Origin of the sequence: Planomonospora sp. ID82291 (genome assembly GCF_015711645.1) — a bacterium.
Lineage (GTDB): Bacteria > Actinomycetota > Actinomycetes > Streptosporangiales > Streptosporangiaceae > Planomonospora.
This window is the reverse complement of record NZ_JABTEX010000008.1, coordinates 114575-135766: the sequence shown is the minus strand read 5'-3', so window position 1 is coordinate 135766 and position 21192 is coordinate 114575. Positions and strand designations below refer to the sequence as shown.

Genomic DNA, 21192 nt, shown 5'->3' with positions numbered 1-21192 from the left:
CTGCCTCAAGAACCACACCCTCTACGACCGGGCGACCGCCTGGTCACACCGCAACCACGACCTCGCCGCTTGACATCCAAGCTCCAGGGATGTCTGACCTCAAGGGCGGCACGCCGCCTCGACCCAACCACCCTCTTTATTAACCATCTTGTACTTTTAAGGGCGGCGGGGAGCGATCCCGCCGCCCGAGGGAGAACCCATGGCCATCAGCCCCCGCGAACTGCCTTTCTGCCTGTGGTGCCAGCAGCCCGTCGTCAACGGGCCTCGCGGCCTGTGGATCGACGCCACCAGCGGCAGCCCCGTCTGCCCCCGCGCCTACCGCGACAACCAGCACATCCCCGATCCCGATCCCGAACCCGACCTGGGCCCCGCCCCAGTGCGCGTGCGCCTCACCCGGACCGCCAGCGGCGCCACCTTCACCTGGAACGACCCCCAGAGCACCCCTCACGCTTACGAGATCACATGGGACGCCGCCTGCGGCTGCCTGGCCCTGTGCTGGCAGACCCCCGCGGGCGGCTTCGGCCCCGCCCCCCTGCTGCCCGCCCCCACCCTCACGCTCGCCAGGGCCATCGTGGAGAACTTCGTCGCCACCTACGCCTGGATCGACCCGAACGCCCTCGACCTGCTCACCGACTGACCCGCCCACCCGCAGGGGAGCCGCCCTCAAGGCTCCCCTGCGCCGAAAGGACAGCATTGATCAGCAACGGCCAAACCGCCGGTCCCGCTAGCGCCCCGGCCCTCGCCGAGATGCCCGCGCCCGATCGCTCCCGCGTCAACATCCCCCTGCTGCTGGCCACCATGCGCCACATCGAAACCCACCCCGACCTGTGGTGGCAAGAAGACCACCGCGGCCCCGGCCCGGACGGCGACATTCTCGACTTCGCCGCTCGCGCCGCAGACCTCGCCGGTGGTCGCTGGGCATATGACCCCATCCAGCGCGGCGCCGCCACCCAGAACTACCTCGAGCCCGAACCCGGCGACGACATGAGCCGCGCCGAGCCCATCGACGGCCGCCTGCTCATCGGCGTGTGGGAACGCGCCAAGCGCATCCTCGGCCTGGACGACGAAGACGCCGCCGAACTGTTCCGCCCCGACGCCGACCTGGAAGACCTGCAGGCCGTCGTCGCCGCCGTCGCCGGCCACCCCGTACCGGAGCCCGGCACCGCCACCCCCGCCTGACCCTGGGACCGCTCCGGCGCTCCCCCGCCCAAGCCGAAGACTGCGGCACCTCGCCGCGGTCACCATCGGCTATCGGCGCATAGCAAAGGGTTGACGTATGAGATGCCATAAGGCCATATGAAGTGATGCCGCGCTTGAGGTGGGTCGCTGCTGGTGGGGTGGTGGTGCTCCTGATCCCGCTGTTTATCTGGATCGTTCCAGACCGTCCAACCACCACGCGCTACAACAGCCCCCACGCCGACGTCACCGTGGTCGCCCCCGAAGCCGCGGGCACCCCGCGCATCTCCCCGGCGAAGATCGATGTCACGCACCTGCCGGCGGCGGTTCGCGCGCTGTCGGAGCCGGTGCACATCGAATCCGATCCCTTCGACGACACAGCCACGATCACCTTCCGCTACGACCCGGCGAAGCTACCGGCCGGCGCGCTGCCCCAGGAGGACCTGGCCGTCTTCACCTACGTCGAAGACTGGGGATTGTGGCTCCCCGTCGGCGATGAGGTGGACACCGCGGCCCGGACCGTCTCGGCCACCACCGGGCACTTCTCCACCTGGATGCTTGCCGTCACCGACCCGCAGGAACTCATGGACGCGCAAGCATACGAGGCGCGCATCAAGGCGGCCAGCGAAGGCTTCCTGGCTGAGGTGATCTTCGGCGAGGCGGACGACTCGCTCACCTGCGACCCGAAACACCCCCTGGTGGCGGTCCGGGTGCGCGCCGAACTGGTGCTCGACGCAAAACTCTGCCAGGAGCTGCTAGACAACGGCCAATACCGGCTGCAGTACGTCAACACCTCCGGCCTGCCGCAGGCCATCTCCCTGCCCGACGGGTTCACTCAGCAGGAGGTGGACTACGGGGTCAACGCCCAGGTCGCCGAAGGACTCGGCCGCCTGTGGCGAAACCGGCCGGTCATCGGGCCGGGCAAGAGCCTGACGGTCACCTTCACCGCCGACGCGCTCGCACCGGGTGTCGCCCTCAAGGGGGATGTGGACTGGGGCGCCTACCTGGTGAGCACGCTACGGGTGCTGGTCGACGCACTGCTGCTCGGCAAGGCTGACACCGAGGAGGCGCAGAAGACCGCCGACAAGATCGACAAGGCGTTCCTCGCGCCCAAGGTATGGGACTGCCTGACCGAGGGCGCGGAGACGTTGCAGGACTCCAAGAAGATCGGCGACGCGGTGCGCAAGGTCCTGCAGGAGTGCGTCACGGAGGTAGCCAAGGCGCTGCTGGAGGGGGCAAGTGGTTTGCTGTCCGCCGCCAAGGGGGTGTTGAAGACGGCCGGGCGGGTGCTGAAGAAGTTCCTGGACCGGCGCCTGAAGGCGTTCCTGGACCTGAAGAGCCTCATGGACCTGGTGCGGGCGGAGGTGACCGGCATCCCGGTCATGCTGGCCACCCTCACCCGGCAGGTGGACACGACCATCACCATCGAGCCGTCCCGGCTGATGACTCCTGCGGAGGCAGCAGCGCTGCCGGCGTCGGGATGCACGCCGCTGCCACAGGATGCCTTCCGTCCGCCCGGGATGCCGCTCGCCGACGACCTGTGCGTGCACGCCACCGACGCGGACCTGGACGGCAACGGGAAAAAGGACCGGCTGCTCACCTGGCGTCCGATACTGACAGACAGCCAGTTCCCCTTCCGCCAGGTGGACACGCGACTGGCAGGAGCGGCCGCCTACCTCGACGACGGTTCAACCCGTCAACTGGTGACCTCGGTACGCACCTGGGTCGAACCGGAGACCCGGTTGGTGGACAGCTTCGACCCGGTAGGAATCGTCCATCTCGACGGTGGCACGCGGTCGCAGGTGCGCATCAGGGTCTTGGTCGGGTCCAGCACACTGCACGAGGTGGTGCTGTCCCTGGGAAGAGACAGGCAACTACGGCTGGTTGGCTACGCCGGGGAAAAGCGGCCGCTGGTCATCATGCATGGATCCGCACACGCCTACTCCACCTCGTTCGGGTGCGTGGTGTCCGGCACCATGCCACTGTTGGTGATGCAAGATACCTCCGTCTATGACGGCGTCTCATACGGCGAGTCGTACGCCTGGTATCGGTACTTCTACCGGTTCGACGGTGCCGTCGTGACAGCTGCAGGCAGCGAGGGCGGCTTCGTTAAGGCGTCCGAGAGGCGAAAGTACATAACCGCGCCGGGAGCGCAGTGCCGTGCGCGCGGGCCGCAGATCGGTCAGCTCCCGCCCGCAGCCGCCACTCCTGAGGATGGGGTGCGTAAGTTGCTGGCCGCCGCGCTGAAGAATGACCAGAAGACTGCAAGAAGATATATCGCGACCAAGCATCGAGACGATGTGTCTCCGCCGTACCTGAGCTACGACGTCTGGAACGGCATCCGCGCCATCGTCACCACCACCCCGAAAGCATGGGCGAACCCCAAGGCCACCTGTCAGGAACGCGACGACGACTGGCAGTTCTGCACTGTCACCACCTCGAACGGTGGCAGCTTCGGTCTCTGGTTCCACGGGGGAACCGAGTGGGCAGCAGGGGTGATCCAGACGTTCGAGAACCTCGTCGATTGACACAGGCGCGCAGGAAGCCGAGGCGAACCTCGCCGCGGCCCTCCAGCACCGTGACGATCACATACGTGCCAAGCAGGTGACTCGCTCTCGTCTGCCTCCGGGTGGCAGACCGCCGCACCCTCGAACGCCGGATGGACCTTAACCGCCCGGCGCCCTTCCATACCCGGTCATGATCGACCACGTTCCGCGGTGCGGCCCATGCTGAGCGTCACCCCTGCTCGGGCTGGTCGCGGCGATGCACGCTCCCTGCTCGGCAAACGCCTGTTCGAATGCCTGATGGAACTCCCGCCGGCTGAACGCCGACCGCTGCTGGAAGAGCTCACCGCCGACGAACTGCGCCTGGTGTACGCCGCCGCCTACCGCGTCGCCGGATCCGCCTACGCCGTCTGGCTCGACGACCCGGTGGGCTTCTGCGACCAGGTCCTCGGCTCCTCCGCGTGGAGCGTGCCGCGCAAGTTCATGCACGCCCTCACCGAGCACAAGCAGGTTGCCGTACCGAGCTGCTTCGGCTCGAGCAAGACCTACTCCTGCGGCCAGATCGTTCTGTGGCACTCTCTCATCCACCCGGTCGGCACCGGCGTCACCGTCACCCTCGCCCCGCTGTGGCGCCAGGTCGTGCGCCAGCTCTGGCGCGAGGTGCGCGGCGCCCACTCCCGCGCCGGCCTGCCGGGCACGATCGACATGGCGCAGTACAAGCTGCCCGACGCCAACGGCCTGGACACCGTCGTCGCCTACGGAATCGCCGCGGCGCCGTACAATGAAGCTGCTGTGCAGGGTATCCACTGTTTCGACGACCAGACCGAGTTACTCACCGATCAGGGCTGGAAGAAGTTCCCTAAGGTAACGGGAGAAGAGCGCGTCCTCACGCTCAACGGCGATGCCGCCGAGTGGGGGCCGATCACCGAGGTGGTTCGAGCGCCGTTCGACGGCTACCTGAACCTGCATGACGGCGAGCGGGTCAACTTCTGCATCACAGACAATCACCGTCTCCTCGTCCGCAGCAGGAAGAAGGAATACAAGCGGCATAGCAGGATCACTGCGGAACAGGGCCAGGAGATCAAGGAGCAGCGGGCCCGCGGCGTCTCCGCTGACGTGCTGGCCGAGCGGTACGGCGTGAGCCGGTCGCTCATCTACATGATCGCGCAGGGGCGACGCGATCACGCCATGGTGGATCGGCCGGGCGGGCCGCGCTGGCGGCTCGCCGAGTACAGGGACCTGCCGGATGCGTTCGTCGTCCGGCGCACGAACACGTGGGGCGGCGGTACCAACCCTGACACGGTCACCTTCACGCAGCCGTCCGCCCAAGGCCGCAAGGCGATCACCTACACGTTCAGCTTCGAGGACTGGGCGCGATTCCTCGGCTGGTACGTGGCAGAAGGGCACACCTACCAGGCGAAAGGTCGCAACACCTTCCGGGTGTCGATCGCGCAGAACCCGGGCCGGAAATACGACGAGATCGCAGATCTGCTGTCTCGCATGGGCATCACGTTCGGCCGCTACGCAAGAAGCCTCAGCTTCAGTCACTACGCGATCGCCGAGTGGCTACGTGAGCACTGCGGTGTCGGGTCCGGCGACAAGCGGATACCCCGGTGCATCAAGGAAGCCCGGCCGGAGGTGATGGAGGCGTTCCTTGACTCCTTCGGCAAGGGGGAAGGGGCACAGCACACTCACGCGGACAGTCGTCGCTATGTAACCTCCAGCAAACAGCTCGCGGACGACCTGCATGAGGTGCTGTGCAAGCTCGGGCGCGGTCGGAAGGTGCGCCCCATGCACGCCGAAGGCAGCCAGGCCGTGGGCCCGCAGGGAACGCCTTTCCGGCGGCACCGAAGCACGTGGATGATCAACGACCCGGGAGTGCCCGTCGACAGCGACGTGCTGAAGAAGAACGTGGTCAAGCACCGGTACAAGGGGATGGTCTACTGCGTGTCCACCCCCCACCAGACGATCATGGTCCGGCGCAACGGCTGCGCCATGTGGAGCGGCAACAGCAACCACCTGCTGCTGGTGGTGGAGGAGGCCGGAGGCATCGCCCAGACGATCGGTGACAACCTGGCCGGCCTCATGGTCGGCGACGGGGCCCGCATGATCGCGATCGGCAACCCGCCGACGGATGAGCAGAACACATGGTTCGAGAAGCTGTGCAACGACTCGGACGTGCTCACGATCCCCATCAGCGCCTACGACACCCCCAACCTGACCGGCGAGCGGTTCGGGATGTGCCAGTCGTGCCCGGGGGCCGACCACTCCCCGGCCAAGCACATGGTCGACGAGACCTGGATCCGCCGCACCATCCGCGTCCACGGTGAGCGCTCCAACTACGTCAGAGCCAAGATCAAAGCGCAGTTCCCGCTCGGCGTCGCCAACGCCACCATCCCGGCCGACTGGGTGCAGGCCGCGCGCGACCAGGACGAGCCCGCCACCGGCGTGCGCCTGTGCGACCTGGGCCTGGCCGAGGAGGTCGAGCAGTGGAAGGTCGCCCCGGGAGCGTGGATCCGCCTCGGCGTCGATGTCGCCGCTGACGGAGGCGATGAACTCGTCATCGCCCGCCTCGTCGGTGACCTGGCCACCGTCGAGTTCACCAACAGCGGCCCCGAGAACGCCGACCAGGTCCAGGTCGCGCACGCCGTCCTGCAGCAGATCCGGCGCGCCGAACGCCTGCGCGAGGCCTTGGGCACGCACGATCCCGTCCGGGTGAAGGTGGACGGGATCGGTGTCGGCTGGGGCGTCGTCAGCGTGCTGCGCTCATGGAAGCTCGAGGGCCTGCACAACGCCGACGTCATCTCCGTGGTCGTGTCGGAGAAGACCGGTCGCGAACCCGACGAGGCCACCATGCGGCCCTTCAACAAGCGCGCCGAGATGTGGCTGTCGGGCCGCGCCCTCATCCAGCCCGACGCCTACGGTGCCACACGGCTGCGGCTGCGCGTGGACGACATGACCGTCGCCCAGCTGTCGTCACCGAAGCTCACCACCACCGCGGCGGGCGGTTACTCGGTCGTGGAGCCGAAACCCGAGATGAAGAAGCGCGGCATCCACAGCCCCGACCGAGCTGAAGGCCTGCTCCTCGCGCCGTACGAGCCGCTGGTAGAGGAGGAAGAGGAGTGGCGCATCCTCGTCTGAAGCGCCTTAGACGCTCAAACAGGAAAGAAGGTTTACTGGCGTTACTTGATTGTGACATATTTTTTTTCACGCGGGGTGTAACGAAGAAGGCGCTTTCCCCCTTTTGCCCCAGAACGATGATCGTTAACGTGAAAGAGAACAAAACCCCCATTACGGCGTGGCCTAAACCTCGCTGCCGTTCACGTCCACCTGTACAACCGCACGCACGCCGCCGTTACCGCGGCGGGACCGTCTCACCTCCATCTCTCAGGGGTGCGGCCCCGTCCCGCCAAGGTCTCCCCCGGCCGGCGGCGGGCTGCGCATGCACCACTAGGAGAGATAGAACATGCCTCAGCGCCCCGGCCGACACATCTGGGGAATCGCCATCACCATAGAGAACATTCCGCCAGCACTCATGCGCGGCTACGCCTCCAACCCTTTCCTGACCCTGCCGGATGACCTGCGCGAGCTGGAGGACTTCGAAGACGGCCTCGTCCTGGAGATCCTCGACCGGCTGTGCGTCCGCTGCCGCAAGAGCTACGACGACGTCGCCTACGCCCCCTGCCTGGCGGTGAAGGACAACGCCCACCTGCGCGGCGGCACGAAGAACCGCGCACCCCGCCTCGTGCCCGGCCCCGGCCAGCGCGCCGACGAGGTTCTCGCCCGCCAGGCACGCAGCGTCGCCCACCGCGAGAGCTCGGCTCTCATCCAGGCATCCCGCCTGTCCGGTCTGGCCTGACGCCCACCAGCGCCACCTTTCTTCCCGGCCCCTGGCCGCTCTGGCACCTGCGCAGAGCCGCCAGGGGCCGCGCGTTTCCCACCCCTGAGCAGCGGCCGTTGCAGCCTGCGACACAAGCACGCAAAAACGGCACACTCCCGCCCCGAGCCAGCCCGACCGGGCCGGCACCGGCACGGGGGGCCCAGCACACAGATGCACATCGACGACGGCGACTACATCGAGCACGAACCGCTGCACGAGCCCGACCGCCTGACACACCGGATCCGCCGCGACACCATCGGCCTGATCCTGCTGATCGTCGGCGCGCTCACCACCGCCGTCGGCGCCGCCACGCTCTGGCATCCCGCTGCGGGCCTGCTCACCGCCGGCGCCTTCCTCGTCGCGGCCGGCTGGCTCACCGCGACCAGCCGCTAAGCAACCTCGGGGGGTTCATCGTGAGTCGTCGTTTCCTGCCCGGGCTGCTGACCCGCCTCGAAGCACCGCGCCTGCCAGCAGGGGAAACCAAGCAGTACGCCACATCCGCGCCCACCCGCGTCGACCAGCTCCTCACCGGCATGTCGCATTCGGCGCGCCGCGCCTGGCCCGTCGACCGGGCTGTCGCCGAAGGCTTCGAACGCAGCGTGTGGACCTACAAGGCGATCGACACGATCGCCGACCACCAGGCGACGCTCGACTTCCAGCTTCGCCAAAGCGACGAACTCATCAACGACCACCCGCTGGTGCGTCTCCTCAACGACGGCAAAGCCAACCCGCTCGAAACCGGTCGCGACTTCCGCTACCGGCTGTCGACGCAGATCCTCCTCAGCCCACGCGGAGCGTTCGTCGAGATCACCTCCAGCCGCGCCGGCACCCCGCTGCGCCTGGACCTGCTGCCGCCGGGCCGCACCCGTCCTGTGCCCGGCCGCGGCGGCGACCTGCTGTCGCACTTCGAGACGATCACCGCTGACGGCACCCGCGTCGCCATCGACCCCGAACGCGTGCGATGGTTCAGAAAGCCGCACCCGATCGACCCTTACCGCGGCATGACCCCGCTGGAGGCGGCCGGGCTGAGTGTCGACCTCGACTTCCTCGCCCGTTTGTACAACGTGTCATTCCTGCGCAACGACGGCCGCCCCGGCGGCATCGTCGCCATCGAGGGCCGCACCAACGAAGCCGACGCCCGCCTGCTGGAGTCCCGCTTCGGCCGCGGCCCCGCCGAAGCCGGCAAGGTCACCGTCATCAGCGGCAAGCTCTCGTACGTCGATCTGGCCAGCCGCCCCCGCGACATGGCCTACGGCGAGATGGCCGCCCGCGCCAAGGAAGAGACACTCGCCGCGTTCGGCGTCGGCGAGTCTGTCCTCGGCAACAGCTCCGGCCGCACCTGGGACAACGCTGAGCAGGAACTTTATGCTTTCTGGACGGTGACGATGCCGCCGCACATGCGCATCATCGCCGCCGGGTTCGACAACGACAGCGACGACGGCATCACCGGGGAGTTCGACGTCTCCAAGGTGGAAGTGCTGCGCCGCACCGCCGCCGCCCGCCGTACCGAGGCGCGCGAAGAGCTCGACAAGGGCGTCATCTCTCTGGACGAATACCGGCAGATCGCCGAATACGAACCTTACGATCTGCCGCACACTCGCGCCTTGTACGTGGCTCAGGGCAAGACCCCGATCCCGACGCGCGAGGAGGACGCCGTCGCGCTGGGCCTGGCCGCTCCCGCAGAGGAGGCACCCGCGCAGGAGACCGGTGCAGAAGAGATCAGCGAGGAGGAGAGCGGCGAGGAGGCTCCGGCCGAGGAGGCGGGCCCGCCCATCGACATGGACGACCCGGCCACCGCCGAGGCGTTCACCATGCTGCAGGACATCGTCACCGGCAACGGAACCAGCATTGAGGAGATCAAGGCCCTCACCGCTCCGCCGGTACCCGCGCCGCCCGCCGCGCCGGACCCGGACACGCGTGACCACGCGGAGCAGGCGCTCCTGAGCATCCTCGCGCCGCTGGCGCGCCGCCTCATCGAACGCACCGCCGCCCGCGTCGCCTCCCCCAAAGCCAGGAAGGGGACCCGGCACTTCCACGCCGAATACGCCGTCGACACCCGGGTGGGCAGCCAGCCGCTCGACGTCGGCCGCGTCACCAACGCATCCCACTGGCAGCACGACACCGCTGACGCCGTCGGCATGGCCGTCTCCATCGCCGTCTCCGCAGCGGCCAGGAACCTGCTCGGCCCATTCGCCGACGCCCCGGCGACCTTGGAGACCGTCACCGAGGAGATCACGCACTGGCTGGCACACTCTGCCGCCGAACAAGTCACCGAACTCGGCACCGTCGTCGCGGCCGCCGACGCCGCCGGCGACGACATGACCGACATCGTCACCGCCGTCCGCGCCCAGCTCCCCCACGTGGAACAGTGGGCCCGCTCCGCCACCGCCCAGGCCGCCACCGCGCTCACCGCCGCCGCCCAGGCCGCCACCGCGCTGCATCTGGCCGGACCCGGCGGCCGGGTGTCGGCTATCTGGCAGGCGGGTCCCGACGCAGTTGCGCATCCTTCCCACGCCAACGCTGACGGGCAGGCCCGCGACAGCGGCGAGCTGTTCACCGTCGGCACGGCGGCGCTGCGCTGGCCCGGCGATCCGAACGGCCCGCAACAGGAGACAACCGGCTGCCGGTGCAGCCTGCTGTGGCTGATCAGTCCCGCGTGAACACCGCCATGCACCCGCCGGCCGCGGCGCTCACCCCGCCGAAGTCGGCACACTCGGGGCCGCCGCGGTGGTGCCGTCGCAAGCAACCTCCCCCAGAAGCCGCCGGGTCTTCATCAGCGCCTTCCCACGGGCGATCAGCCTCCACCCCGCGTAAGAGAAGATCACGGCCAGTTGGTAGGTGAACGCGTGAAGGAGACGGGCCTGCTCGCGGCGGGACCGCGATGACATCAGCACCCCTTGCATGCAGCACACGCACTCGATCAGCACATCGCGAGGCAGCAGGACGTAGGTGCTGGCGTAGCGCGTCACGTCGTCAAACAGGCTCTGGACATGCTCCTGCATGCGCTCATATTGACGTTGGCGCTGATCGCGCAGCTTCTCCAGCACTGCGGTCGTCGCGTCCGGCGGCGGCTCCAGCAGGACAACGCTGGCGCTTTGCGCGGTATACGCCAGCACCGCCAGCAACTCCCGCCGAGCACGAAGCTGCTCTGCGATGCGTTCCTTGCGTGCTTCTTGCCGGGGCCTGACGAAGTAGTCGTACATGGAGGTGACGACGACCGCCGTGGCGGCACTCGTCGCGACGGTGTCCCAGTTGATCGCCACGGACGCTCCCTCGCTCACCGGCTCCTACCGCAGCCGACAGTAGGAGACGCCCTCATCCCACCGCAGGTCATTGCCGCACACCGTTGCGGTCCCGTGCTGCGGCGCAGGTCCTGCTATCGGCCGTGGCCGTTCCCGCCGAGGGAAGGCACGCCGCGGATCGACGTCCGTGATGGGGCCCGCGCCGCTCATCGCCGCCAGTTCGCGAGCCAGCTCCGCGCTGCCAGCAACGGTCTTGTAGCCGCCGCCGCGATGCGACGTTAGCTCCCGCTTTCGGCACTCTCCACCGCGACTGACCGAGGGGCACGACGCGGGGGGCCAGGTTGATGACCGAATCCGGCTGGGACAGCTGGGAGATCAAGGCGCTAGGGCGGGCGAAGTTCGACAGCGACCTGCATCCCCGTGATCGCAAGGGGCGGTTCATCGAGACGGGCGCGACCGTCCGCGTGTGGGGCGGCGGCCTGGGCAAGGTCGTCAAGAACGTCGGCGGCGGCCGCATCGAGGTGAAGTTCCCCGACGGCACCATCCAGCGGGTCCACCGCAACTACCTGACGGTGGAAAAACGCCCCGACGGCTCGGCCCCGACCGGCAAGACCGCCGACAAACCGGCCGAACTCACGGTGAAGAACCCCACCCGCGGCGGCACCGACTTCCGACCCGAGGTGCGCGACGGGCGCACCCTGGTGCGCAGCATCCGCGGGCGCCGCACCGTCTTGATGTACGGCCGTGACCCGCGCACGGGTGACGCCGTCGTGCGGATCGGCACGATCTCCCAGGTCGGCCGCATCATCGACGGGCAGATACGCGTCGAACTGAACGTGCCCGGCGGCCGTACCTCCCTGGTCGTCGATGAGGACGCCGTCGCCCGACTGATCCCGGAAAAGCCGCTGCAGGACCTGATCGCCGCGGTGCGCCGCCGCGACCCGAACGCCCAGCGGCTCGGCCAGCAGTTGTACGCCTCCGCCATCCGCGACGACGACAACGAAGCCGGGCAGGGCGGCGGCCAGGACGACGCGGCCGCGCCCGCCGCGCGCAAGCCCGCTGATGCGAACACCCGCGCTGCTCAGGCCACGGACACTTCCTCCGGTACGGCCGGCTCAGACCAGCCGGCCGAAAGCTCCTCTGCGACGGACGCCATCCCGGCTGAAGCTACATCCGCGGCCCCTGAACCGGCGCCCGCCGCTCCCGAACCGGGCCCGGCGACCGACTCGGCGGTGGATGCCACCGACCTTCGCGTCGGCGACCGGGTCGCGTTCGACGTGTCGGTCACCAGCGCGAATGCTGAGCGGTTCACCAGCGCCAGCGGTGCCATGCCGCCCATCGGCTCGACCGTGACCGTGCACGGCGCCGTCGTCGCCGACCCCGAACAAGACCTGTACGGCGGCCACACGCTGCGCCTGGGGGAAAACGCCCGCTGGGAAGCGCCCGGCGGCGCCATCGGCCCCATCACCGGCAGCCGCGAGTTCGTTCTCGACGACGGCCAGGATGTGCACCGCACCAGCCGCGGCGCATCCGGCCGCTCGGCGCCGGCCGCGCCTGCCCCGCAGACCCGCCAGGACGGTCTGTTCCTCGAACCCGACCGCGCTGGCAGCGTGGAGCTGTTCGACCCGTACGCCGCCGATTTCCAGGCCGCCGACGCTGCCCCGGCGGCCGCCGCACCCGCCCGCGACGAGCCCGCCGCCGACGACGAGGCCGTCGCACCCGCCCAGGAGTCCCCGCCCGTCAGCGGCCCAGCCGCAGTGCGTGAGACGCTCACCCCCGCCGACGGGGTGTTCATCCCCTTGCGGGAGGAGCAGATCAACGGCGCCGCCGACCGACTGGTCGCCGCCTTGGCCGGATCCGACCCGCGCGAAGCCGAACGCGCCCACCAGTGGCTGAAGGACTCCACGTACTCCGGCATCGACGCGAACACCGGTTACGCATCCGACCAGGACGCCGCCTACGCCGAACGCGCCCGCATCGACGCCGCGGCGTCCGCCGCCATGCGCGACTGGCGGGCCGAGCACATCGGCACCTACGACACCGACCACCTCGTCGAGCTGTCCGGGCTTGCCCGCCGTACCGGCGACGCCGCCACCGCCGGCCAGATCCGTGACGAGCTCGCCCGCCGAGGGCTCACCGAGGACGGTGACCCGCTCGGTCCGCCGCCGCGCGAATGGACGAAACCGCCGCAGACGCAGCCCAAGGACATGACGCCCGAGCAGTGGCAGCAGGAGTTGCGCGAGCGCTACAACGCGCCCGAGGCCGCCGACGCCGTTCGGGACGCTCTCGCCATCCTCGATGTCACCCCGCCCGACGACGACGACGCCTTCGAAGACCACGTCGATCAGGTCAGCGCCGCATGGGGCCGCGCCCAGGACACCATCGAGGCGTTGAGCAGCGACTACGCCGACGAACCCGGCTGGCGCGACAGCTACGGCCGCCGAGCCACCTCCCCTAACCGGGACTGGCTCAACGGCCTGCTCGGCCAGGTCCGCGACCGCATCCGCGGCCAAGCGTGGGAAACCCCCAACCGGGATGTGCGCGAACGCCGCGCCCGGCTGCGCGCCATGAGCGTCGAGGACCTGCGGACCGAACTGCAGCGCATCGACACCGGCCCGTCGATACCGGCGGTGCGTAACGAGCAGCGGTATGCGGTGACCAGCGAACTCGAGCGGCGCGCCATGGCCCGCTCGGCCGATGCCCGCCGCCTGGCCGACGGCGGCGACTACGACGCCGCGCTCGCCGCGATCGACGCCGGCCAGCGCATCTCCGCTGATTTCCGCGACTGGGACCGCATCCGCGACCACGTGCACCGGCTCCGTGCCGACGCCATCCAGGTCGCGCCGGAGGCCCCGGACGAGCCGGACCCGGCAGCCCGCCAGCGGCTGCTGGAGCTGTCGGACGCCCTGTCCGACCTCGACATCCCGGCCAGCATCGACGCATCCGACCGGGTGCGCCTCAAGCAGGCCGCCGACGCCGCCGCCGAAGGCGTGCAAAGCAGCGACGGCGCTTTCCTCGCAGCGCAGCTCCCCACCCTTCGCGACGAGCTCGACCGTATCTGGGACGTCTACAAGGACACCCCGCACGCCGATGCCGCCAACGGCATCCTGCAGCACGTCTCGAACCTGGCCGACGAAGCCGAGAACCTGCACCGGCGCACCTACCCCGGCACCTACCCGTGGGTGCCGGTCTCCTCCCGCGACCTGAAGCCCGGCGACCGCGTCTTCTGGAGCGACGCCTCTGGCACCGTCACCACCGGCACCCTGCCTGATGACTACCGGCCCGGCAGCTCCAGCGCCCAGCTGGTCGACATGACCCAGGGCCGCGGCCAGGGCGCCGACCGCGCCGTCGACAACACGTGGACCGCCCAGCAGATCCCCGCCGAGGTCAACCGGTACACGCCGCAGGCGGCCGCCGAAAGCGTCGCCGACGCCCACGCCAGCCGCGCCCAGCAGACCGAACGGGCCGCCGCTGAACGCGCCAACGCCGACCGCGTCCGCGCCCTCACCCCGCTCCGGGACATGTCTGCCCACGACATGGCCGACGAGATCGCCGGATTCGACAGCGACGCCGGGCACGCCGCAGGCGTTCTGGCCGACCTGCTTGACGACGGGCCCGCCGAGGCGATCACCGTCGCGTGGGATGAGGTGTACGCGGCACTGAACCGCGCCATCGACGGCCTCGACGACGTCGCCGACCCGGGCGGGCATCAGCGGCGCCGTCTGCGCGACATGCACAACACCCTGAACTCCGAGCAGCGGCGCATCAGCCTGGACCGGCGCAACGCCGCCAACCGCCGCTCCGGCCCGCCGGCCACGCCCGCGGCCACGCCGGGCGTGCACGACGGCTGGAACGACTCCTTCCGATGGGTCGGCTCCGACGGCCAGTCCAGCACCGTCAGCTTCCTCACCCGCGAGCAGGCCGACGCTGCGTTCGCCCGCTACGAGCAGCACCTGGCCGACCCGCCGCGGACCGAACAAGCCGACACCGCCGACATCACCATCGGTGACCACCTGTACCGGCCGACCGACGACATCTACGACGCCACCGTCATCGGCATCGACGACACCCCCAGCGGGGACCGGTACGCGCGGCTGCAGCACAGCGACGGCCACGCCTCCCGGGTGCTGCTGCCCGCCGGGCAGACGCACACCCGCCGCACCCCGCTCGGCGGCCTGCGTCTCATCCCCGGCACCGGCACCGGCACCGGCACCGGAACTGGTCCTGGTCCTGGTCTGGGCCGCCGCGACGGCCGGACCCGCCCGCAGCCGGTGAGAGACGTGCCGATCCTGCCCGACGGGCTGCCCGCTCTCACACCCGAGCAGCGCACCGACCTGATCGCTGAATCGCGCCGCCAGTATGTGCCCGACCTGCTGGCCGACGCTGAACGCTCCTACAACGCCGGCCACTACGCCGGGGCGCTGAACACCCTTGACCAGGCCGCCCGCATCGCCCCCGACCTGGCGGGCACCCCCGACTGGCAGCAGCGCCGCGCCACCATGGTCGAGCAGCTGAACGAGGCCGCCGCCGCCCGCATGGCCGCCATCTCCGACACCGACCTGGAAGCGCAGCTTGCCGCCGCTCGCCGCGACCACGAGCGCACCCTGGCCCGGGCCATCGCCGGCGGCCCGGACGACGGCGACGTCGGCGCCACCGAGGCCGCCGTGAAGGTGCTGCAGGACGAAGCCGACCGGCGGGCCGCCGCCCGCGCCGCCGAACCGCGCCCCGGTGGTTTCGTCTCCGCAGGTGATCTTCAGCCCGGCGACCGGATCCGCGTGGTGCGCCGCACCAGCGCGGTGCGCACCGTCCGCTCCGGAGCCGGTAACTACCTCACCCAGGACGACGGCGAATCGTGGGTCGGCACCGTCCCCGGCGACTACCAGCCGGGCCAGCCGGTGCGCCTGTCCGACGTCGTCATCGAGCAGTCCGGCGTCGTGCTGCCGCGCCACCTGGCCGACCCGCCCGAGGTCCGCCTGGACGAGCACGTCGAACGCCTCACCCCGACCGAAGCGGACGCCTCCCTGCGCCAGGCCGAGGACCTGCGTGAAGCCGCCGCCGCCCGGCAGTCGGCCGCCAGCGCGCTGCCGCGCCACCCGAGCGTCATGACGGTGCGTGACCTGGCCGCCGAGTACGGCGACCGCAACCCGGTCGCCGGGGCGAAGCTCAGCCAGTTCGCCGACGCCCTGGACGCCGCCACGGCCGCTGACGGCGACCGCCGTTCAACCGCCATCCAGGCAGCCGAACGGGCCTGGATCGCCGCTGACGACGCACTCGCCCAGTACATCGCCGGCCTCAACGACGACAGCGACGCGGGCGGCTGGGGACGCTTCCGCGCCAAGAACGCCAAGGACACGCTGCTGACCCGCCTGAACGAGGCAGGAGGCTCCTCGCGGCGCGCCCGCGCCGCCACCGACCCCGCCCCGGCCGCCGACGCACCCGACCCGGGTGCCCCGCGCCTGCCCGACGGTCTGACCCTGGCAGCGATCGACGGCAAACCCGACCAGTTCAACGTGGTCCGGCCCGGCGACCCCATGCGCGGCGACAAGCCGCTCGGCCAGATCGGCAAAGAACGGCAGTCGCGAAGCCTCCGCCACCGGCCGGCCCGCTGGTGGTGGCGCGGCAAGGACGACGGCACCGTCCCCGGCGGCGCCCGGTACGCCACCGCTGAGGACGCCGCGGCCGCCCTGGCCGCTTACACCGACCTGCGCGACAGGCCTTACCCGTCGGAAACCGTTCACCCCTCCGACCTGACGGCGGGCGACGCGATCGTTCTCCACCACGGCACCGACAAGGCCACCGGCGTCTCCCCGGCCTTTCCCGGCGGTCAGCGCGCCGTCGTCGAACAGGCCGAGCACAACCGCGACAACTCCTGGTCGGTGCACGTACGCCTCGACGACGACCGCCGCCTCGTCTACACCAGCCCCGTCTCCACCGGAGACCAGCGCGTCGAACGCATCCTCGGCGAGCGGCCGCCGCTGCAGGTCGACTCCGTCTCCCCGGTCGCGCTCACCGCAGGAACCTGGATCATCCCCGACGGTTCCGTCACCCCCGCCCAGGTGGTCGGCGCCGACTACACCTCCGACGGTCAGGCGCTGCTGCGGGTGCGCACCGCCGACGGCCGCGACGACATCATCGAAACCGACACCAGCAGCGTGCTGCGCCGCGCGTTCCCCGCCGACGGCAGCGGCGACGTGTGGGAGGACCTGTCGCAGTCGCGGCTGCAGCCCGCTCACGGCAACCAGCACGCCACCCAGACGGTGCCCGCCTGGCAGATCACCGCCGGCGACGTCATCGACCTGGGAGGCGACGGCGAAGCGGCGCTGCCCGCCTACGTCGCCCGTGTCGTTCGCAGCGGTGACGCCACCACCATCGCCGAAGCGATCGACTGGCGCGGCGAATCCCACTGGAGCACCTACACCGCCGACGCCTCTGCGCGCCGCCTGGTCCAGATCCCCGCCGGCGCCACCCTCGAGCAGGTTCCCGCCCGCCAGGTCAAGGCCGGCGACCGGCTCGTCGTGGGCGGCGACATGGACGGCACCCAGCTGGCGCGCGTCACCGGCGTGCACGGCGGCTGGGCGCACCTGACCCACGACGACGGCCGCACGAGCGCCGAACCGCTCGGAGATACGTCCGTGTGGCGCATCCCCGCCAAGTCCGCCCCCACCCCGGCCAAGCCGAAACGCACCCGCAAGCCGAAGAACCCGGCCGCCGCCGCGGACGGGCCGCCGACGATGCGGGTGAGGCTGCGCTCCGACATCCGCAAACGCGTCCTGAGCCTCGACATCGACGCCGACCCGGACGCCACCCCCGAGGCGCGGGAAGCCGCCGCGATGCTGCGCGCCAGCCAGCCGATGACGACCGTGCACATGCGCGCCCTGTCGGTGCACCTGCGTACCCTCGCCGGCGGCGACAGCCCGCTGCCGACGCCGCGGCGGCGCGCACTGGAACGCGCCGCCTCCTGGATCGACGGCTCCTTCGCGCGCCTGGCCGGCTACCCCGAACCGCCGCACAACCCGCACCGCGCCACCCCCGAACGCTCCCGCGCCGAGAACCTCACCAGCGGCGACGCCATCGCTCTGGCTGAAACGAACGGCACCGTGACGCTGGCACGCGTCATCGACACCAAGCCGCTTCCCCGCTTCCCGCTCGTCACCGTCACCATCGAGCACGGCGACGGCCGCCGCGAGCAGCGCATCCTAGCCTCCGGCGTCGACGTGTGGCTCATGCCGGACCTGCCCGACGACGTCGACGTCTCCCCGGACACCGGCCCGGTCACCGAGCACATCAGCCCGCACCGGCTGGAGATCGGCGACACCATCCGCGTCGGCACCGACACTCACACCATCACCACCCTGACGGCGACGTCGACGCCGTGGGCGGCCACGGAAACGTGGCAGGCCCGCACCAGCGACGGCGACGTCGTGGACCTGGCCTGGAGCGGCTTCCCGTCCGTGGTCCGCGTCGGCCGCGGCACCCACTCGGCCGACCAGCCGTGGGACTCCGTCCTGGACGAGCGCGGCGGCGACGGCATCATCCCCGCCACCGAGGTCCGCGTCGGTGACCGTGTCACCTTCGGCCCCGAACACGGCAACCTGTCGGGCACCGTCGAACAGCTCACCCCGCTGATCGGCGGTGACCCGCTCAGCGGCGGCGAGCAGATCGGGTTCGTCGCCTCCGTCCGCACCCTCGACGACGACATCGACATGGTGGCGATCATGGACGCCGGCGAGCAGAAGGTCACCCGGCACGCGCTCGGCACCGACGACGCCGAGCACCGCATCAACCGCCAGTACCACCAGCGCCGCCGCACCGAACGCGAACGCCACCTCGCCGAAACGCTCAGCCAGCTCGAGACGTCGCTGTACGCCGACGTCGCCCGCACCGTCCTGGCCGACTACGACGACCAGCGCACCCGCCCGGACGAAAGCGGCGAACACCGGTGGCTGGCCGCCCCCGACCTGGTCGAGCAGGTATGGAAGAAGCACGACGCCGACGGCAGCGCCGCCGCCGAGCAGGTGGCGCGCATCCTCACCGACGACAGCGACGACGAGCAGACCAGCGTCCTGGCCAAGCGCATCACCCCGCTCATGCAGCAGCTCCGCGACCGCGCCTTCGCTAGCATGGTCCAAGGCATCGTCAACGCCGACCCGCTGCCCGGCGAAACCCGCGACCAGGCGCTGCGCCGCATCATGCACCAGTACGCCAGCACCCCGCCGCTGACCGGCCCCGGTATCGCCCGCCTCCTGGCCGCCCACGACCTCACCGAACTCGACGACGTCGCGCCGCCCGCCGTGCCCGACCTCGACGACGAGGGCGGCGCCGACCTGCCCTCCCGCATGGCCACCTACCGCAAGGCGCTACCGGCCGACCTGGCGCACATCAGCCACAAACAGGTCGAGCGGCGCATCTACCGGCCGCTCAGCCTGGACCAGCTCGAAGCGGCGCAGCAGCCCAGCCTCGACACCATCACCGCGTACGTGCCCGACATCGCCGCCGACGGCGGCCCCGGCGAGCACGCCATGCGGCATGTGGCCATCATCAAGGCCGCCGGTGCCGACATCGCCGCCGACATCGAACGGCGCGCCAGCGCCGTAGACGGCTACAGCGACGCCGTACGCACCCGCCAGGCCGCCCAAGAGCGCATCGACGCCGCCACGGCGGAGATCACCCGGCTGAAAGCCGAACACGGCGCCACCCGCCGCGCCCGCCTGGACGCCAAAGCCAAAACGTTCGGTTACGCCGGAATCGACGACCTCGTCGCCCAGGCGAATGCCGACGCCGGCAGCCAGGCGGCCCGCGACCGGTGGAAGGTCATCACCCCAGCTGAGTTCGGCAGCGGCGAACTGCCCGAAGTCGTCACGTTGAAGGCCCGCATCGCCGACGACCGAACCGAACGCGACGCCGCTGAGCGCACCATCCGCGACATTCAGCAGACGGCCACGCTGGAGGCGCTCGCGAACCTGCGCGCGATCGGTGGCCACCGGCTGGAATTCCACGACGAACGCGGCCGTCGCCGCGCCGACACTCACAAGGTGACGGCGATGATGCGCGACGCCGAGCAGCTGTTCCCCGCCGACTGGGTGGCCGCGCTCGCCGGACACGGCCCCATCACCCTCAAGGCCACCACCGACACCCCGTACCGCGACGCCGAAACGGGCGCCATCGCTCTCAACCCGAACTTCGGCGGCGGCCGCCGCAGCCGCGACCAGGCCGTCCACGAGCTCGGGCACGCCTTCCAGCACCTGCTGCCGGGGCTGAAGGACGCCGAGCGCGCCTACCTGTGGGAGCGAACCTCCCGCGGCCCCATCGGCGAACGCACCCGCCCCGAGCCGACGCCGCTGGACGGCACCCCCGACCAGGTCGGCTACCCCGAAGCGTTCCCACACCCCTACAGCGGACGCGTCTACCCCAACGGGCACGGCGAGGTCTTCACCACCGGCGTCGAATCGCTCCTGGCCGGCGGCAACTACCTCGACGACGACTCGCGCGCCTGGACGCTCGGCGTGCTCGCCCTGCTCGGCACCGGCGAAACCGGGCCGCAACGCGACCCGCTCGACGGCGTCGACATCACGTCCCTGTCCGTGCAGGACCTGCAGGACCTGCTCGGCAGCGTCCCGTGGGGTTCGCCCGCCTACAACCGGATCATGAACGAGCTGCGTGGCCGCGACGACCACGACGACCCGCTCGCCGGCGTCAACCTCGACCAGTTGTCCGGTGAGGCGCTACTCGAACTGCTCGGCCAGGTGGAGGACTACTACAGCGTCGCCCGCATCACCGAGGCGCTCGACGAGTGGGAAGCCGAAGAGGCCGCCGAACAGCAGCGCGCCGCCCGCATCGAGCAGCGCGTCGCCAGCGGCCAGAGCCTCGATGAGGCGATCGCTGAAGAGTACGGCGTCAGCGAAGAGCAGATGCGGCGCGACCGGGCGCGTTCCCTGGCCGGCACCGAGCGAGGCGGCAACACCGAAGAGGCTGTACGCGCCGACTACGAGCTGTTCATCGAGAACCTGCGCCAAGCCTACGAAGGCGGCTTCACCGGCAACCGGAACACCGACATCTACGCCAACCGCAACGAGGACGCCGCCAACCGGGCCGCACGCGGTCGCGGCTACGACTCCGACCGGCTGTGGACTCTCGCCAGCTGGGACGAGATCGTCGCCAACGGCAGCCCCGAGTTCGTTCAGTGGCTGGAAGCCCAAGGGTGGATGAGCTGGACCGAATACCGCGCCCAGTTCCTGGGCCGCGACCGCGACGTGCGTGCCGCCCGCCGGGCTCGCGAGGCGCGCGGCGCCGCCCGCCCGGACGCTCGCCAGCGCGGCCGAGGCCGCAGCCGCCGATAAGTTGAGGCCCTCCGCGCCGACGCGGAGGGCCCGGCTGGTCTTGCCCCCGTGTG

At 70.4% G+C, this 21192-nt stretch carries 9 protein-coding genes; 8 read left to right on the top strand and 1 reads right to left on the bottom strand.

Annotation, left to right across the window (positions count from 1 at the left end):
* The first annotated feature begins 199 nt into the window (after positions 1 to 199).
* The 7 genes from HS045_RS32075 (at position 200) to HS045_RS32045 (ending at position 10220) form a co-directional block, all read left to right on the top strand.
* The gene (locus HS045_RS32075) at positions 200 to 637 is read left to right on the top strand and encodes a hypothetical protein (protein ID WP_196455372.1); all 438 of its coding nucleotides are present in this window, start codon (positions 200 to 202) and stop codon (positions 635 to 637) included.
* Between the two features lie 110 nt (positions 638 to 747).
* Positions 748 to 1179, top strand: a complete 432-nt coding sequence (locus HS045_RS32070; protein WP_196455371.1) for a hypothetical protein — start codon at positions 748 to 750, stop codon at positions 1177 to 1179.
* 161 nt (positions 1180 to 1340) lie between these two features.
* Positions 1341 to 3704, top strand: a complete 2364-nt coding sequence (locus tag HS045_RS32065) for a hypothetical protein (RefSeq protein ID WP_196455370.1) — start codon at positions 1341 to 1343, stop codon at positions 3702 to 3704.
* Between the two features lie 198 nt (positions 3705 to 3902).
* On the top strand, positions 3903 to 6821 hold the full coding sequence (locus tag HS045_RS32060; RefSeq protein WP_196455369.1) for a hypothetical protein: 2919 nt from the start codon (positions 3903 to 3905) through the stop codon (positions 6819 to 6821).
* Positions 6822 to 7146: 325 nt separating this feature from the next.
* Positions 7147 to 7539 carry a hypothetical protein gene (locus HS045_RS32055; RefSeq protein ID WP_196455368.1) on the top strand — a complete coding sequence of 131 codons (393 nt, stop codon included), beginning with the start codon at positions 7147 to 7149 and terminating at the stop codon, positions 7537 to 7539.
* Positions 7540 to 7731: 192 nt separating this feature from the next.
* Positions 7732 to 7953, top strand: a complete 222-nt coding sequence (locus HS045_RS32050; RefSeq protein ID WP_196455367.1) for a hypothetical protein — start codon at positions 7732 to 7734, stop codon at positions 7951 to 7953.
* A 20-nt stretch (positions 7954 to 7973) separates the two neighbouring features.
* The gene (locus HS045_RS32045) at positions 7974 to 10220 is read left to right on the top strand and encodes a phage portal protein (RefSeq protein WP_196455366.1); all 2247 of its coding nucleotides are present in this window, start codon (positions 7974 to 7976) and stop codon (positions 10218 to 10220) included.
* A gap of 30 nt (positions 10221 to 10250) precedes the next feature.
* Here the strand turns inward: HS045_RS32045 and HS045_RS32040 are convergent, their stop codons facing one another.
* Entirely contained in the window at positions 10251 to 10823 is a 573-nt protein-coding gene (locus HS045_RS32040) for a hypothetical protein (protein ID WP_196455365.1), read from the bottom strand.
* Positions 10824 to 11146: 323 nt separating this feature from the next.
* On the opposite strand from HS045_RS32040, the gene HS045_RS32035 reads away from it, so the two are divergent.
* Positions 11147 to 21139: a hypothetical protein gene (locus tag HS045_RS32035; protein ID WP_196455364.1), complete on the top strand. Its 9993-nt coding sequence runs from the start codon at positions 11147 to 11149 to the stop codon at positions 21137 to 21139.
* Positions 21140 to 21192: the final 53 nt, after the last annotated feature.